The sequence below is a fragment of the Paenibacillus sp. FSL R7-0198 genome (assembly GCF_038000415.1).
In the GTDB taxonomy this organism is placed as follows: Bacteria; Bacillota; Bacilli; order Paenibacillales; family Paenibacillaceae; genus Paenibacillus.
Map to the genome: position 1 here is coordinate 1246601 of NZ_JBBOCB010000001.1, position 16921 is coordinate 1263521.

The window sequence follows — 16921 nt, forward strand, 5'->3', positions numbered from 1 at the left end:
GATCCTTCTAGATCATCCTTAATCACGTCCACTGACCTCCTGTTCATCGTTTATCCCTCCCCTCACAGGGTAATATACAACTAATCCATCATCGTACAGGAGGGGTTTATATGCCTTGGAACAAACAGGATTATCCGGTATCCATGAAGAACCTGGAACCACGTGTTAGACATAAAGCCATTGAGATTGCCAATGCTCTGCTCGATGACGGGTATGAGGAAGGGCGCTCCATTGCTATAGCGACAGCTAAGGCGGAAGAATGGGTTGAAAATCATCCCGCACCGGAAAGTTCGAAATCGGACTCCACATCTTCTTCCGAAAATTCCAACCGTAACAAGTCGTCTTCCACAGATCGTCGTCATTCCGAGCCCGTTTCTTCGTCCAAAAGTCATGATAACATCCATGTCGTACCTACCGACTCTGGCTGGGCGATCAAGGAAGAAGGAAAGTCTACCTATCTATCCACATTTGATACTAAGGCAGAAGCTGTAGATAAGGCCAAAGAACTTAGCAGTAAACAAAATATTCGAGCGATTATCCATAATCAGGATGGTCAGATTGCTTCTTCGATCAAGTCCTGAATGAATCGGAAAACAACAAAATCCCTTTTGCTGCTGAAGAGCAGTCAAAAGGGATTTTGTATGAACTTTAACTATCAAGACCTGAATATGATGCATACAGGTTATGGTTGGTTCTGAAACGTATGGTTAATTGGATACCCCTCTAGCCACCGTAGTCCGTTGTGAAATAGCAGCAGCGTTAACTGCCTTGGCTGCAGCCGATGGCATCGGCAATTTCACAGCCGAAGTTGTAACCACGGTTCCGCGAGCCGGAACACTGACGACGTACGTGATGACTTTACTGGCAATCCATACGGCCAGAATCGTATATAAAGTTTCTTTTACCGGAAGAAAGAAAAGCGACAATCCCAATACAAAAGCATCACTGACAAAGAAAACTGTTCCCAGCTTCCATCCCTTCCAGCGGCTAACCAGCACGGCGAGAATATCGTCTCCGCCTGTCGCTCCACCGAATCGAAGCACGATCCCAGCGCCTACCCCTGTCAATATACCGGATAGAACTGCCGGAATCCACAGATTTCCGTTAAACGACAATACCAGTGTGGAGTATCGTTCAAAGCCGTCATAGAATAGGGAAAATGCACCGACGCCAAGCAATGCCTGAATCATGAATTTCCAGCCTTTGAGGAACCAAGCCAGGATCATGACCGGAATGTCCAGTAACAACATACCGATAGCAGGTGATAAGCCTGTTGCGTATTTTCCGAGCAGGGCCAGACCAACAAATCCGCCCTCCGATAAATGATTCTGAAAGTTAATGTGATAATAAGCAAAAGCTAAAATAAATGTACCGAGTAGCATAATGGCGAATTTGATCGCCTCTGTTTTAACGTGTTGTAAGGTTAACGATGTTCTCTTCATTCAGGTTCCCTCGCAGTTTGTAGGTTGGTTTTTAGACCGACCGTACCCTGCAAAAGGTAAGCCTGGAAGAAATCATCGTGTACGTCCTTCGAATATTCATTCCAATCCCCTCTTTCGCAGAGTCAGCCGTTTTTTTGAACCGGTTGGTGTACTCTACAAGGGGCGCTATGTGTATGAGAGATCGTAACGTTTCCAGATCGTCCTTGGGGAGATTGTCCTTCGGGAACTCATGGTATCCTGATCCTTTCTGTTCTGTTGTGGTTAGCTGTGCTCAGTTAAACTGAAAAATAACTACAATGCATAAGCTTGAACATTTAATTGTACACTTACACTTGGATTACAGTACCCTCTTTTGATCGCGGTTATCCCCGGATTTTTGGAATTCCATTTTCCCTCTGGGGAAAATCCGGTGATCTTATGCTTCCGAAGCTGCTTTCATTCAAAAAGCTTTCAGGCGAACGCTTCGCTTCTTATAGATGGGTTCTGCACTCTTCGTTCCTGTGTAAATTGTAAATCCAACTTACAGCAGTTGCAAGTTCATTCAGTTTAAACACCAAAGCTAACTTGCTTGTTCTTCTATTATATAACACCAACGTGACCGGGTCTAAACAGCAGACCCCTCAAAAACGGGCATAAAGCAGCCTTTGGACTGCTCCAGCAGTCATACGGCAACACCAGGATAAGCAATGCTTGCTAATGGTGCAACCTGCTCCTTTATTCTATGACCAAAGCTTCCAAAAATAACTGTCAGTCACCCAACTGTGACAAATTGGGGCCTTTTTTTATTTTCTTGCGCTTTTTAAAGGAATCATTTTCCTTTCACACATACACTATAGCAAACGTAATCGGCTTATTCTTTGTCCAGTTCAGACGTTTCCAGACTTACTCTGCTGTTTATGGTATAATATAACAATTGAATCCCACTACCGTTTAAGCGAGGCGGATTGATGAAAACGTTAAAGCCAAGAGTCTTTATTGGCTGCTCGCTGGAAGCGAAGCCGATTGCAGCCGCAGTACACGAAAACTTACGTTTTTCAGCCGAAGTTACCCCTTGGTATTCCGGGGTTTTTAATCCAAGCAGCTATACCATGGACGATCTGGAAGTAGAGGTCCGTACGACTGACTTTGCCATTTTTATTTTTCATCCGGATGATATATCCAAAATTCGCGGGAAGTACTACGCGTCGGTCCGGGATAATACAATGCTGGAAATGGGTCTGTTTATGGGTCGTCTGGGACGAAAACGTATTTTTTTCATTCTTCCTGAGGATATTACAGACATCAAGGACACAACCAAGGTTGAAGGATTGCGTATGCCCACAGATCTTCTGGGATTAAATCCACTCGTATATGAAATCCGTTCTGACGGAAAGTGGGCACCAGCCGTGTCCGTGGCATGTTCCAAAATCGCAGACAGTATTGAGGAACAAGGACGCTGGAGTGATCCAGAATTGGAGAACATCATTGAGAAGCATAAACGCACTGAGGGAGAAGCAAGGTTACAACTGCTTAAGTTGCTGCGGTTCTTTAGGGAATTGCTGCGTACCCGCAAAGCAGATGCCAAGATGCTGGAGCGAATGAGCGATGCCCTGCGTACTGCCTTTGTCTCTCATCCTCCATTCGCTGTACGTGGCACAGCCATATACCGTACAGATGACAGTGGTTATATTGAGCAATTATGTGGTAATGTTGGAGAACCGGGGAGAAAGTATGACTTGTCCGCTAACGACGACAAACAACCGGATGATCCCAAGCGCATCCTGGTGATTGATTCTTACCGGGAGAATAAAATCAAGATTAACCTGTATGATGATTACCTTGAGAAAGAGTATCTGCTATGCTATCCTGTAGCCAAGAGGTATGTAATCACCGTTCACATTATTGGACATATTGAAGCGGATGAGGCGGTATTTCAGCAGATTGACCTACAGAATCGTCAACTGTTCAACGCCATCAACGATTTGTTAGGAGGCGAACCGGAATGAAACCGGAAACGAAAAAAATAAGCAAGCGCTGGGGCAGCGAAAAAAAGGTACGCCTCAGTTCTGCGCCCGAATCATCACGACCGGTTCCGGAACCCAAGGAAGAAGATCGTTTCCACAAGCCGGCCGTACCGCTAACAACCATTGGGCCCTCCCTGAAGGGCAAGGAAAGACCGTATAAGGTCATCCTTGAAAAAGAGGCGTTCTACGAAAAGCCTCAATATCTTGCTTAACTTCTAAACACATCATCAAACCTGCCGCTGAATCGGCAGTAATCCATAGGCCCCGCCGCCCAAGGCAGGGGCTTTTTTGTTGCTCATTTTCGTCAAAAACTGCTTCTACTCGTCGACCTGGTGCCATCGTGTTAAGGCAAGGCATCCTTGAATCATGATTGCAATTCATTGCTTGTAATTACTCTGTAGCAGACTGCATTGCATAAGCTTATTTGGTTTATGGCCTTAGGTTTCCTGCAAAACCCATAAATTATACCTTATTTTGGAGCAGGCTTGTCCTGTTTTATTGCTTTCAGCAAACTAAAGAAGACGAGGAATGATCGTTATAGTTCACGTCTTTCCTGCACTTGCTATTTCCAATTATAATATAAGAACATATGTTCTGTAAATAAAAAAGAGAAATATATTTTGACCTATAAAAATTTCAATAAGAGTTGAATAGCATTTAATTTTTTTCTGTAAAAAAACAGGCGACGCTAACTTAGCGCTGCCTGTTTCAGTAGTCATTATTTCGTAATTTCGTACTTATAAGCTGGGGCTGTCTAGATGAGACCGGACTGTTGAAGCAATCTGCGTATAATCACAGCTGTTTCGGCGCGGGTAATCGATTGATTCGGAGCAATTATATCTTTTCCACGTCCGGACACCAGTCCGGCGGAGATGCTCGATGCTACTGCTTCCTTCGCCCAACTTGCTACTTGCTCAGCATCCGCGTAATCAGACCATTGCTGAACGTTCCCGGCAGATGCAGCTGTTTCCATTCCAGTCACTGTCATAGCTCGTGCTATGAGCGCCATTGCTTCCTGACGAGTAATCTGTGCCTGTGGACGGAATGTTCCATCTTCATATCCATCGATTAGGCCATAGCTGGACGCTGTGTTCACAGCACCCGCGTACCACTGGCTTCCACTCACATCGTTAAAGGAGTTAAGCTGTTCTCCAGGTTTTAATCCTAATCCACGTACCAGGATAGCAGTGAACTCTGCACGTGTAACTCCACGGTTCGGTTCAAATGTGGTGTCCGTGATTCCCTCGATAACCATACGTGAACCCATATCATTCACTTCTGTCTTGGCCCAGTGTTGGGCTACATCAGTGAAGGTATGCGGGTGCCAGATAACGGCATACACACTGTTCGTCAAGCTGTTAATCTGCGCATGGTATACCCCATTCACCTGTGTAATTTTTGTGGGTACATGGCGCACAGTTCCTTCTGTATCCACTACAACACCTGTGGTGATCTGATTTGGATCAACGTTCGCTGCTAATGCAATCGTACGCGATACATAACTATTGAACTTATCCACACTCACGGATTTGCCATCGAAAGTGGCTGTTACTTTGAAATCAACTGGTGATCCCAGAAGAGTATATCCATTTTCCTGAGCTGCTGACTGTGCTGTCTGTATCACTGCTTCTGTTGGCTGTGAAATTTCGATTTGCAGTTTGATGTTCTCCAAGGAATTGTCAGAATTCACACCCAGTTGCTGCGCGAGCTTCTCAATATTAACCTGCTGTGCAGGTAACGTGTAAGAGGCAATATCCGTTTGAAGCACCAATACGGCTTGTTTGTCAGCCATGAGTTTGACTGTCTGGCCCGTCAGTTCACCAATAACCAGATCTCCTTGGCCATTACCTGTCAAAGGGATCGTGACAATGGCGTTGTTCCCCTCGGTTTGAAGTTTCTGTGCAATGAGAACTGCGTCCACTGTAAGGGTTACAACTTTTCGCCCGTTCACTTCAGTAGTGGCTAAGCTTCCAGCGTTCTCGGCCTTACCGTTCACTAGCACCTGAGCACCTGTAGATGGCGGAGTTACGACGGGATTAGTCACTGGTGTACTTACACTGTTTCCACCAGAACTGGAACCACCTGAGTTTCCATTGCCACCCGATCCGCCTGAACCATCACTATTGCGCTTGATGTTCAGCGTATATGTTTTCTTGCTTATTCCGTCCAATGCAGTTACTTCGATCGTAATTGTGTTCATACCACTGACTAATTGCACGACTGTACTGTTACCGCTGATACCATTAATTTTCACTACGGCTCCAGTTTGATCCGGTTTAACGCTAATTTCAGTCGTGCTAACTGAACTGCTGACTGTCGCTTCATATATCTCTTCTTCCGGGCTGAATGTCGGAGATAATATGATCGAAGGTAGAGCTATTTCACTCAATTTGGCATTGGTGATGTCAATTCGATTGATGTTAAGTTTATAGTCGTTACTGGTGCCGTCCTCCGCCTGCACATTAATGTTAACAAGGTTTGAGCCGTATACCAGATCCGTAACTGTGTATGTGTATATGCCATCCGTCATGGTTTCACCTGTAGCGCCTGTTACGTGTACGACTTGTTCTTCATTTGCTTTGCCTAGAGAGAAGTCTAAACTTGTCACGTCAGATTCAACATCTACGCGATAATCAAGCTCATCTACAGAGAAGTCCGGTGTCAGCTGCCCTGAACTTACCGTAAGGGTGGAGAGTGTTGCTGTAGATGACATCCATTTCGCATAAAGCGTAATATTTTGCGTCAAGTTCGTATTGAAGTCAAAAGGTTGAAGCAGTTGGCTATCCTGATACCATCCCGAGAACGTGTATCCTGCTTTTTCCGGAGCATCAGGATTCACTGCCGAGCTATTGTAGTTCACCTTTTGATTGTCAATCTCGGTTCCGCCATTCGATTCAAAACTAATATTTACATACAGTGGTTGCCACTGTGCATACAACGTCACATCACTATCGCTAATGGAGAATGTATCTGCTGCGCTATAGCTGGTTCCGCTACCATCTGCCGATGTATTCCATCCAATGAACTGATGATCTTCCTTTTCAAGCACTCCAGTGTTATCTAGCACAGTTACTGTTTCGTCTTTTTGATACTTATTGTTGTCCACGGGGACATTTCCAGTGATTGCGCCATTGGCATTGTAAGTCACTGAATGTTCTGTAGAGAGTGTCATGACCGTCAGCTTATTACTTTTTGAGTTGTCTATATAAGCTACATAGGGCATGCCATTTGGACCAAAGGCAAGTGAAGTTTCGTTTATTTGACCTGCGGAAAATGGCTTGCCCCCAACCATAGTCCATTGATTGCCATCCAGCTTCATCATAACACCCTGCGGGTCCATGCTATAGTTCACACTATTTCTGAAAGCCGTGTAAGGTACGCCTTGGGGATCAAATGCTAAAGACAGTTTATAAGTCGATCCTGTTGAGAAGCCCACGTTCCCTACCACTTCCCACTGGCTGCCATTCAGTTTCATTACAGTTGCTTTATAACTGTTGGAACCGTCTTGAAACGCAACATAAGGTACATTGTTCGGACCAAATGCAAGTGCAGGATATGATGCCGAGTCTGCTGTAAATGCTGCATTCCCCACATTTTTCCATAAACCACCTGCAAACTGCATGACAGTCAATTTATTATTGGTTGAATCTTTAAAAGCAAAATATGGAATTCCGTTAGCATCAAAAATAAGTTTGGACATCTCTAGTGCAACACCTGTCGTAAATCCGGCAGTCCCAACGGTCTCCCACTGATTTCCATTTATTTTTTTAACTGTCACTTTAGTATCTGCAGCATGATCTCGGTAGGCCACGTAAGGGGTATCATCCGGACTAAAAGCAAGTGTAACGTAAACTGCCGCTCCTGCTGAAAAACCAGCACTACCCACAATCTCCCATTGTTCTCCGTTAAATTTCATAACTGTTGCTTTACTTTCATTATCCCCATCCTGATAAGCTGCGTATGGAGTATTATGAGAATCAAATGCGAGCGATGAGGTGTTATGTATCACGCCAGTAGAGAAACCAGCAGGCCCCACGGTTTGCCATGCTCCAGAAACGTATTTTAGAACCGTTGCTTTCCCGCCATTGTCTCCATCCTTAAACATGGTGTACGGTGTACCTTCCCGATCAAAGACCAACGTAATATTCTCCGCCTGCCCTGATGTAAATCCAACTCCTCCCACATCCACCCATGTTCCACTTGCCGCATAAGCACGTTCTACACCTAACGCCTGAAACCCTGGAATTCCTCCAAAAATTAATGCAGCTACAATCAGCATCGTTATCACTTTTTTAAACCTCAGTAAACTTTTATTCATCACTATCGTCCTTCCACTCATCATATAAAATCCTTGTCCCTCGCGACTTCATCTCCGTCTCAACCTTACAAATCTACTTTCTAGCTACATAACGAGCTTGATAATATACCCATCAGACGTACATCCGTTGAAATATGTATTTTTTAAATATTAGTACTCCTTTCGTTGTGGATTGAAATTTTAAAGATAGTATAACGAGCTACTATAAACAAACTCTAAACAAAGGGAGTAAGTTCTCCTTTTATGTTCTGCATTTCGAATAGGTGAAGTTGCCTAAGAGCCTTATTACACAAAGGTTTTCATGTGATTTAAACGGCCTTAAAGAGAAAATGTAAATATTTTCAGATTGAAACCTGCATGACTCAGGATTATGCTGGCTATAATATAAACAGGAACGTTTGTTCCTAATTAGAACGATATATTTATGGCTAAGGAAGTGAACATATGACATCCTCAACTTCCGCCCCATCCCCTGCGGATGAAGACCATCGTCTGATTAAAGGTCTTGTTGTGCGCACGCTATTGCTGGATGTACTTGAACGAGATATTCGTACACTGGATACGCTGATGCTGAAGATGCCTGAAGTCTACATTCTGTCGCTGACCCGCATTCAGAACAATGTGCTCAAGGAGATGTTGGTCCTTCGTAAACAGATGAGAAACCGTGGTGTCAAAGTACTGGAAGAGAAACGTGAAGCAGATGGTATCGAAACTCTGTACATGTGCAGGGGGTATTGGCAACGGTTCTATATGCTGTGGACATTTGCACGCAATGAAGTCAAAAAAGAACTCAGTCGGCATCTGCAGATGGACTTGGCGCAGACCTGATGCAACTTTGACAATATTGCACCCGGGTATACAACCCCTTCTATTGTTCATCTAAATCAGATGGATATGATCAACCTTCTCACCATCTAAAGTTACGTTTGAATCATTACAAAACGTCACTACCACTAATTGTTGATGTGCATTACTGCTTTAAGTGAGACTTAGAATATCCATCCCCAGCAAAACAAGTTGACCACGGAAGGTTACGTTCATTAAGATGGAATAGAGATATCCAACCATTCCAATAAGGCATGAATTGATTTCAACCGGATATACGCTCAACGTCTTATCAATCAAGGAGCTGTACTTCATGGATTTGAATACCCATTCGATTAAACAAACACCCGCACATACAGGCATTGCCGCAGATGTAACCGAACTGATCGGCCAGACACCTGCCGTTAAACTGAACCGACTCACAGGCAACGACTCCGCTGACGTATACGTGAAACTGGAATACTTCAACCCCAGTGGCAGCGTCAAAGACCGTGCCGCATACAATCTGATCGTTCAGGCTGAACTTGCGGGACACTTGCTACCCGGCGCAACCATTATCGAACCAACCAGTGGCAATACGGGCATAGGTCTTGCGATGAATGCCGCCGCCAAAGGATATAAAGCGATTCTGATCATGCCGGACAATATGTCCAAGGAACGCATCAATATCCTGAAAGCCTACGGCGCAGATGTGGTTCTCACCCCTGCCGCGGAGCGGATGCCAGGTGCGATTCGCAAAGCAAAAGAACTTCAGGCAGACATTCCGGGAAGTTTCATTCCGCAGCAATTCGAAAATCAGGCGAACCCGGACATTCACCGGATCACGACGGCTCCCGAGATTATGCAACAGATGGAAGGAAAGCTGGATGCCTTCATCGCGACGGCGGGAACTGGTGGAACCATTACCGGGACGGGAGAGGAACTGCGCAAGCAGTTACCCGATATCCGCATCTATGCGGTGGAGCCCAAAGGTTCTCCGGTGTTGTCCGGTGGCGAGCCCGGACCACACAAGCTCGTCGGTACAAGTCCGGGGTTCATTCCGGACATCCTGAATACCGATGTGTGGGATGCCATCATCCAGGTGTCCGATGAGGACGCACTGGAGACGATGCGGCAGCTTGCTGCCCGGGAAGGGCTGTTACTCGGCCCTTCCTCTGGGGCTTCGGTGTGGGCCTCCCTTCGCATCGCGAAGGAACTAGGGCCGGGGCACCGAGTGCTCTGCATTGCGCCGGATACCGGGGAACGGTATTTGAGCATGGATATTTTTTAACACAGCAAAAATCTATGCACATCAAAAAGGGGCTTCCATGTCCCATAAGTCATGAGCATAACAGAGGCCCTTCTTTATTATCGCTCATTTCATTTAGTGTTCATTTAGCGTTCATTGGTTCTAATGAACCTGGCACACGCTATTCTCACCTATTTGCGCAGGTCTGACGTGTAACGAATCACAGCGACGTTATTTCTCCAAATTCGGTCGATTTACAGGCTTAAAAGATATTTTCGGTGGGATAACGTTACTGAGATTCGTTAGAATTTACATCTCTTCATTATCACCCTAATAAGGTGCGGTGGATTCGTTAGAATGTTGAAGCGATTGGGGTAGCGAGAAGCGAGGGAAAATCCCTCAAAAAAAAGGGAAGAGAAGTACTTTGAAGGAACCAACAAAATAAAATATAAGCTCTTGCTCCCATACGAATGGTGAATCCGCAGAGAACAAGAACTTATTTTATCAAGAAACCTTATCATTAAAAATAAAGCAAGAACATTTAACGTAAACTGTTTAGTGTATCAGGGTTGTCCATTCCACACCTTCAGGAAGCAGAGCCGCAATGCGGTCTTTGGCTTCCTTTTTGGTATACAGCGATTCATCGAGAATGACCGCAGAACCGGAATCCGTGCTTGTCCGAATCAGACGTCCGAGACCTTGCTTCACACGCAAGAGCATATACGGAAGATCGATCTCTTCGTATGGTGCTGCCGACGCACTGCGTTTTGCATTGAAGACAGGGTCCTGTGGTGGATACGGAAGCGACCAGATCATGACATTGGATAATGACGGTCCTGGAACGTCCAGTCCTTCCCACAGATTAACGGAGCACAGCACACTCTCCTCATCCTGCTGGAACGCCGCGATCAGATCACTGATCTCCCGGTCGCCCTCATACATAAAGCGCAAACCTTCTGCTTCAGGTACATGAACGATGTCCTGTTTGAACGCGCGTAGTTCTTCCATCGTACGGAACAGAATCAGCGCACGTCCTCCACTCTCCTGGAGTAACGACACCGCATCACGCATGCGATTTTCGTTCTCCGGGTGACCCGGCACAGCTTCATTGGTAATTTTCATCTTCATTTTGTCCGCATAATCATACGGGGAAGCTACCGAGAACGATACAAAATCATCAATGCCCAGGCTGTCCGCTACATAACGGAATGAACTATCCACAGATAACGTTGCAGAGGAGAACACGATTGGAATACCTGTGTTGAACACCCGCTCGTTCAGCATTTCCTTCACGGTACGCGGCATGATCGATAAGGTTGTCTCATCCTCGCTCTCTTCCGCCCAACAGATGTAACCATCTTCCTTGCGGAACAAGGCAAGTGCAGACTGAATCATGTCCAAATGTTCTTCCACGACACGCATCTGATAACCATCCAGCGAGAACAATCCGCTCTCAAATACCAGTTCCTCACCGATCGCATCCAGCACACTCGTCAGACGTTCAATCTCACGCAGCAGTGGCGGCTCTACCCGAACTTCTTTCCGTTCCGATCCCGGAATCGCCACCGTATACGTATCCAGCAATGCAAACAGTCGCTCACTGCTCTCAATCGCTTCATCCACACGCTCCGCGAGGGATTCACGAATCTCACCTTCAAGCAGGCGAGTCACGAGTTCCTCGAAGATGCGGTGTTTCAATTTGTAGCTCAGTGCGTTCAGGGCTGCTTCTTCCAGCAAATGTCCTTCATCAAATACAACTGAGCTGTGATCAGGCAACAGGGGCAGTTGTCCCTCGCGTTTGCGCGCATCGTAGGTCCAGACATGCTCCATGTAATAATCATGGGAACAGATGATGATGTCTTTGGAACGACGGTAATGGTCACGCGATAGCGTCAGGCCGCAGCGTTGACGTTTTGGACAAACAAAACAATCCTGGAACGGGTCCCAGTTGATTTTATTCCACTGACGATCATTCAGATGTGGATACTGTTTGCGGTCACCATATGGATGGAAGGCCTGAAGTGTACCCGGCGTGTTCACAAAATCCGGCAGACTCTCATGCACTTCTTCAATAACAGGCGCATCCTCATCCGCAAATCGCATCGCACTTAATTTGTTCAGACAGACGTATTGGTCCGGTGACTTACCCAGACGTGCGTCCACTTCCAAGTCCAGATGTGCAGCCAGCTTCGCAATATCTCCGCCGGGCTTCACAAGCTGTTCAATCAAGGACTCATCGGCACAGGCGATCACTGCCGGTTTGCCCGTATAACGTGCATAACAGACCGCGTAGAGCAGATAGACTAACGTCTTGCCTGTTCCGACACCGGCCTCCGCCATAATGGTCTTTTTATCTCCATAGGCCCGTTCGAGCTGGTACGCCATAAAAATCTGTTCATCCCGTACCTCGAAGCCGGACTCTGGCAAAATATCGTAAAAAACATCGGCAACCCATTCCCCAAGACGGGATACAAAAGGTTCAGCCGGATCATATGCAAAAGGATAACGTTGTGTAGACAATCCTAGGTCAGCCTCCATTCTTAGACAAAGCGGTCCAATTTCAATTTTCCGTTCCAAAAAGGCCGCTGGGCAAAAGTTAATTATCTCACGTCATGACGTGAATGACAACTTTTTTTTGACACGATAAATGAAGGACGTATTTTTTGCAGTCACCATTGCTCTTTTCCCCATCGTCATCGGTTGATACCGAGGTTGATTTTGGTGGATCAAGGGTGTGTTTGAGTGTCATTTATGGACAAAAGAGAGCCTTATTACATTCATTTGGGAGGATGGGCTGTTAAATGAGGGCGATGAACCGATGGCAGGATTATATGACACCTGTGCAATACATGGCGTTCGAACCGGAGAAGCCTGCTACGTCAGCTTGTGCACCAATCTGAGCAAATGATTATTGATGATAACGTTTACAACATTTACCATGAAGCTGTGCTGTACAGATGGGTTCTGTCCAATCGCAATGACTTACCCCAATGATTCACCTGTCCGGTACAAAGCAACAGCAGCTCACGCATTCTATTTCCCATTAACCAAGGAGGTCTACGTAATGAAATTATTTCCATCCACATCTACTCATGTATCTGCACGATCTGCCCGTTCTCTGAAGGAACGTTCCCTCAAATCCAAAATGGCCCAACTCTGTCTGAGTGCCGCGTTCCCTCTATTATTGATTGGTGGTGGGTCGGTTGGTGCGGCGGAACTGATCGAGAGTAGCTTGCAAAATAACCCATCAGAAGCAGCCGCCACCTCAAGTATGACACTTGCTGCGGGTGATCTCTATGTCTCCCCTAACGGCTCAGCCAGCAATCCGGGTACGATCAACAGTCCAACGTCTCTGGCTAACGCATTAACCCAGATCGCACCGGGCAAAACGATCTATCTACGCGGCGGTACCTATAACTTCTCCCAGACCATTACCATTGAACGTGGCAATAGCGGCACATCGAGCCAACGCAAAAACCTGGTGGCGTATGGATCGGAAAAACCAGTCTTTGATTTCTCAGCCCAAACCTTCGCTTCCACCAATCGTGGACTGCAAATGTTCGGAGACTACTGGTTCGTCAAAGGGCTTGAGGTGAAGGGTGCAGGCGATAACGGCATCTTCATCGGAGGCAGCTACAACCGCCTGGAGCAGATCGAGGCTCATCACAACCGGGATACGGGTATTCAAATGGGACGTTATGCTTCCACAGCCGCCAAGAGTGAATGGCCTGCATATAATGAAGTGATTCGTTCCTACTCCCACAACAACTATGATCCGGATGACGGCGAGGATGCAGACGGTTTTGCGGCCAAACTGACCGTAGGCCCGGGCAATGTCTTCGACGGTTGTATTGCGGCTTATAACGTGGACGATGGCTGGGATCTCTATAGCAAAACGGACACAGGCGCCATCGGCGCGGTTACGATCCGCAACAGCATCGCCTACGCGAACGGTGCAACCGCAGACGGCACTTCCACCTCCAACAGCGATGGCAACGGCTTCAAGCTCGGCGGCGAGAAGATTGCGGTGAATCATATCGTTGAGAACAACATTGCGTTTAATAACAAAAAGCACGGCTTCACCTACAATAGCAATCCCGGTTCGATCCAGATGAAAAATAACACCTCCTGGAATAATGGGCAAAGCAACTTTGCCTTTGATCTAGGCACCCACATCTTCACCAACAACCTGTCCTTCCAAGGCGGCGCCAGTGACAAAACAAGCGGAACCGACGTCAGCAGCACCAACGTCTGGTGGAAGAACAAAAAAAGCGAGAACGCCAAAGGCCTGCTCGCCAGCGCAGCCGACTTTGTCTCCCTCGTGCCTTCGGTAACACGTAGCGCGGATGGAACGCCTGTCTTGGGCAATTTCCTGAAGCTTGCGGGTGGCAGTGATTTGATTGGTTCGGGTACACCAGCGGGTAAGAATATTGGTGCACGGTAGATTGTAGTTATTGAGTTAAAGGAATAGTTTAAAAGCAAAATCCCCTCTCCCATTCCAGCCTGATCGGTGGTAATGTAGAAGGGGATTTTTGATTACTTTGTATTGTCTGCCGCTAGCTTATGAAGTAGGTAGATACTTACGGTTTGGCTAAAACCTCAATCATCAGTCTGCCGCCTGTGCGAAAGCCCTGTTCAAACGCTGCTTCCACATACATGGACGTGGATTGTCCGATCAAGTCGATCAGTTGCTCCAAGGCATCGTATTCTTTTTCGGTAAGCTGTGTTTTGTAGTCCTGCATCAGGTCCGATATCCGGCGATTGATCTCTTGATACTCAGTATGTTCAGGATGAATTGACTCATCCAACCGCAGGTTCCCGTGAAACAAATCCTCGATCAGGTTTGACATGTTATCCTTCATAGTAAGGTCACCTCAGGAAGATTGTATATCATGGGATGAGGTGAGATAGGAATTTAGCGAAAAATCCGCTAAGTAAAGATTAAAAACAAAATTTCCTTGGCAAGGCACTAACGATTTGGAGATGAATTAAAGTTTAGTTACAGAGAAGTTGGATTTTTTTTATTAGATGAAGTCTTGTAATTAACTTGTAGTATTAGATACAAGATAAAGATATAATGTCTTTATGGAAACTATAACAATTGGGGGCATTTTAAGTGAAATTAGTGTGGACTCAAATTAAAAATTTCAGATCAATTAAGGACTCTGGAAAAATATATTTTAATCCCAATTTAACAATTCTCGCTGGTAAAAACGAATCAGGAAAATCCAATATTTTGAAAGCTTTGGAATGTTTTTCTCTTGATAAATTTAATAAAGATACTGATTTCCCTATTGACTACATAGAAGAAGAATATCCAGAAGTTATTGTTCATTATCAATTAGAAGAAGATATAGTGATTGACCTTTGCGATACACTTAAAATAAATAAAGAAAATGCACACAAAATTAGTGGTGTTACAGTAACTAGAACATCTGAATTTTTAGAATCAATTGAAGTAGACATCTTTAAAGACACCCTTGAGTATGTTATTGATGCAGTAGGTGAGGCTATTAAAGTAATCAATAGAGAACTCAAAAGAACGTTTAAACTTGATATAAATTCTAAATCATCTTATTTGCTGTCTGATTTAATTGAAAAAATTGATAGTTACCTCTTAACTATCAAAGAATTTTTTAATGAAGAACAATCTAACAAGTTAAATTCAATAATTGAGGAAGTTGTTTCGCATTTAGAGATGTTGAATGGATTTTCTGATTATATCTCTGACAAAAAATTTAAAGCAACGATCCCTAATTTTATATATTTTAGTTCTTTTGAAGATATTATTCCCGATTCAATTTCAAGCAATGAAGAAATAACCCCTATTGTAAACAGGTTCTTCAAAGTCGTTAATCAAAATCCGAAACTTTTGTTCGATGAGTCCAACCCTCAGAGAAGGAGACTTTTATCTGACAAGATATCGGCAGGGATTTCGGGTGACTTTATGGATTACTACTCTCAAGACAGCGTTTCTCTTAAAATTAACTTAGACGGTGACGACCTTAACTTTTTTGTATATGGAACAGATACCCAGAAACCATTTCAGCCAAGACAGAGAAGTCAAGGTTTACAATGGTTCCTATCCTTTTATTTGACGCTTCAGGCGGAGATGAAAACAGGCAGCGTCTTACTAATTGACGAACCAGGTTTATATTTACATGCTTCAGCTCAAGAAGACCTTTTAGGTATGCTTAATAACCTTTCTGATAAAAGTCCCATCGTTATTTCCACACATAGCCATTGGTTGATGGACCCCAACAGATTAGAAAGAATCAGATTAGTCCTAAAAGTGAATGATCAGACTCAAGTAGAAAACAAAATCCATAAAGGGGCTGATGCTTACACCATGAAGCCTATTTTCTCAGCAATAGGCTTGGGGTTGAACAATGACATCAGTACTTTTGGAGAAAGATTAATTTTGGTTGAGGGCTATTCAGATTATTATTACCTAGAAGCAATGCGATATTATTTTCAGGAAATATTGGGAATAAAAATTAAAAAATTTAAAATATATCCGTGTTTAGGCTCTGCACAAATAATTAATGTTCTTACATTATTAGTTGATTCTGAAACGGAATACTTTATTTTATTAGATAATGATAAGGCAGGGAGGCAAACTGAAAAGAAATTGAAGGCTGAGTGTGGTATTGACGAAAATAAAATACTATTTACGCCGGTAAAAAGCAAGAATACCTCAGTAATTGAAGATATGTTTTCGCAAAAAGATTTTAGTGAAATTATTCTTGATTCATTAGATACGAACAAATTTGATAAGGTCCTAGTCTCAAAGAAATTTAATGAGCGTATGCATAATAACGAGATTACAATACTCTCGGATGAAACAGTTTCAAATTTCAAAGAAATTCTTGATGTCGTTGCTACACCAAAATTCTCCCATAGAGAAAATTAGTCTTAATTAGAGACAATATTGTTGAGAGGAGAGCTCCTACAGAGCTCTTCTCTCAACTAATTTTGGATTAATTTTATTTCACCCATGATTTGTCCCAAGTAGGAACCATCCTCATGTTGCTGTAAGGGTTCTTATTTTAAATTTTGATATTCTATTTCATTATCGCTTTTTGAAATGTTATATCTATCTACT

At 44.5% G+C, this 16921-nt stretch carries 11 protein-coding genes; 7 read left to right on the forward strand and 4 right to left on the reverse strand.

The annotated features are described in order from the left end of the window. Positions 1–110 precede the first annotated feature (110 nt). Positions 111–581 carry a DUF2188 domain-containing protein gene (locus MKY87_RS05290; protein ID WP_339782884.1) on the forward strand — a complete coding sequence of 157 codons (471 nt, stop codon included), beginning with the start codon at positions 111–113 and terminating at the stop codon, positions 579–581. Positions 582–707: 126 nt separating this feature from the next. Here the strand turns inward: MKY87_RS05290 and MKY87_RS05295 are convergent, their stop codons facing one another. After that, on the reverse strand, positions 708–1442 hold the full coding sequence (locus MKY87_RS05295; RefSeq protein WP_036614465.1) for a YitT family protein: 735 nt from the start codon (positions 1440–1442) through the stop codon (positions 708–710). Positions 1443–2389: 947 nt separating this feature from the next. On the opposite strand from MKY87_RS05295, the gene MKY87_RS05300 reads away from it, so the two are divergent. Further along, positions 2390–3427 (forward strand): nucleotide-binding protein, encoded by a 1038-nt coding sequence (locus tag MKY87_RS05300; RefSeq protein WP_051447360.1) that lies wholly within the window; start codon positions 2390–2392, stop codon positions 3425–3427. Then, positions 3424–3657, forward strand: a complete 234-nt coding sequence (locus MKY87_RS05305) for a hypothetical protein (protein WP_017687536.1) — start codon at positions 3424–3426, stop codon at positions 3655–3657. Before MKY87_RS05300 ends, MKY87_RS05305 begins: the two co-directional genes overlap by 4 nt. 542 nt (positions 3658–4199) lie before the next feature. Here MKY87_RS05305 and MKY87_RS05310 read toward each other — a convergent pair. Further along, positions 4200–7763, reverse strand: a complete 3564-nt coding sequence (locus MKY87_RS05310; RefSeq protein ID WP_340963226.1) for an S-layer homology domain-containing protein — start codon at positions 7761–7763, stop codon at positions 4200–4202. Between the two features lie 444 nt (positions 7764–8207). Between MKY87_RS05310 and MKY87_RS05315 the strand changes: the two genes are divergently transcribed. Then, the gene (locus tag MKY87_RS05315; protein ID WP_340963229.1) at positions 8208–8591 is read left to right on the forward strand and encodes a hypothetical protein; all 384 of its coding nucleotides are present in this window, start codon (positions 8208–8210) and stop codon (positions 8589–8591) included. A gap of 310 nt (positions 8592–8901) precedes the next feature. Continuing rightward, positions 8902–9858 carry a cysteine synthase A gene (gene cysK, locus MKY87_RS05320; RefSeq protein ID WP_339782878.1) on the forward strand — a complete coding sequence of 319 codons (957 nt, stop codon included), beginning with the start codon at positions 8902–8904 and terminating at the stop codon, positions 9856–9858. Positions 9859–10371: 513 nt separating this feature from the next. On the opposite strand, the gene MKY87_RS05325 is transcribed toward cysK, so the two are convergent. Continuing rightward, complete coding sequence (locus MKY87_RS05325; protein ID WP_340963230.1) at positions 10372–12336, reverse strand: ATP-dependent DNA helicase; 1965 nt, start codon at positions 12334–12336, stop codon at positions 10372–10374. A 544-nt stretch (positions 12337–12880) separates the two neighbouring features. On the opposite strand from MKY87_RS05325, the gene MKY87_RS05330 reads away from it, so the two are divergent. Further along, positions 12881–14260, forward strand: coding sequence for a right-handed parallel beta-helix repeat-containing protein (locus tag MKY87_RS05330; RefSeq protein ID WP_340963233.1), 1380 nt, complete (start codon positions 12881–12883; stop codon positions 14258–14260). A gap of 136 nt (positions 14261–14396) precedes the next feature. On the opposite strand, the gene MKY87_RS05335 is transcribed toward MKY87_RS05330, so the two are convergent. Continuing rightward, positions 14397–14678, reverse strand: a complete 282-nt coding sequence (locus tag MKY87_RS05335) for a DUF6809 family protein (RefSeq protein ID WP_340963235.1) — start codon at positions 14676–14678, stop codon at positions 14397–14399. A 254-nt stretch (positions 14679–14932) separates the two neighbouring features. On the opposite strand from MKY87_RS05335, the gene MKY87_RS05340 reads away from it, so the two are divergent. After that, positions 14933–16729 (forward strand): ATP-dependent nuclease, encoded by a 1797-nt coding sequence (locus MKY87_RS05340; RefSeq protein WP_340963237.1) that lies wholly within the window; start codon positions 14933–14935, stop codon positions 16727–16729. The last annotated feature ends 192 nt before the right edge of the window (positions 16730–16921 follow it).

Excerpts from the sequence above, each read along its gene's own strand:
- MKY87_RS05290 (WP_339782884.1), top strand. The coding sequence starts at position 111 with ATGCCTTGGAACAAACAGGATTATCCGGTATCCATGAAGAACCTGGAA.
- MKY87_RS05295 (WP_036614465.1), bottom strand. The coding sequence starts at position 1,442 with ATGAAGAGAACATCGTTAACCTTACAACACGTTAAAACAGAGGCGATC.
- MKY87_RS05300 (WP_051447360.1), top strand. The coding sequence starts at position 2,390 with ATGAAAACGTTAAAGCCAAGAGTCTTTATTGGCTGCTCGCTGGAAGCG.
- MKY87_RS05305 (WP_017687536.1), top strand. The coding sequence starts at position 3,424 with ATGAAACCGGAAACGAAAAAAATAAGCAAGCGCTGGGGCAGCGAAAAA.
- MKY87_RS05310 (WP_340963226.1), bottom strand. The coding sequence starts at position 7,763 with ATGAATAAAAGTTTACTGAGGTTTAAAAAAGTGATAACGATGCTGATT.
- MKY87_RS05315 (WP_340963229.1), top strand. The coding sequence starts at position 8,208 with ATGACATCCTCAACTTCCGCCCCATCCCCTGCGGATGAAGACCATCGT.
- cysK (WP_339782878.1), top strand. The coding sequence starts at position 8,902 with ATGGATTTGAATACCCATTCGATTAAACAAACACCCGCACATACAGGC.
- MKY87_RS05330 (WP_340963233.1), top strand. The coding sequence starts at position 12,881 with ATGAAATTATTTCCATCCACATCTACTCATGTATCTGCACGATCTGCC.
- MKY87_RS05335 (WP_340963235.1), bottom strand. The coding sequence starts at position 14,678 with ATGAAGGATAACATGTCAAACCTGATCGAGGATTTGTTTCACGGGAAC.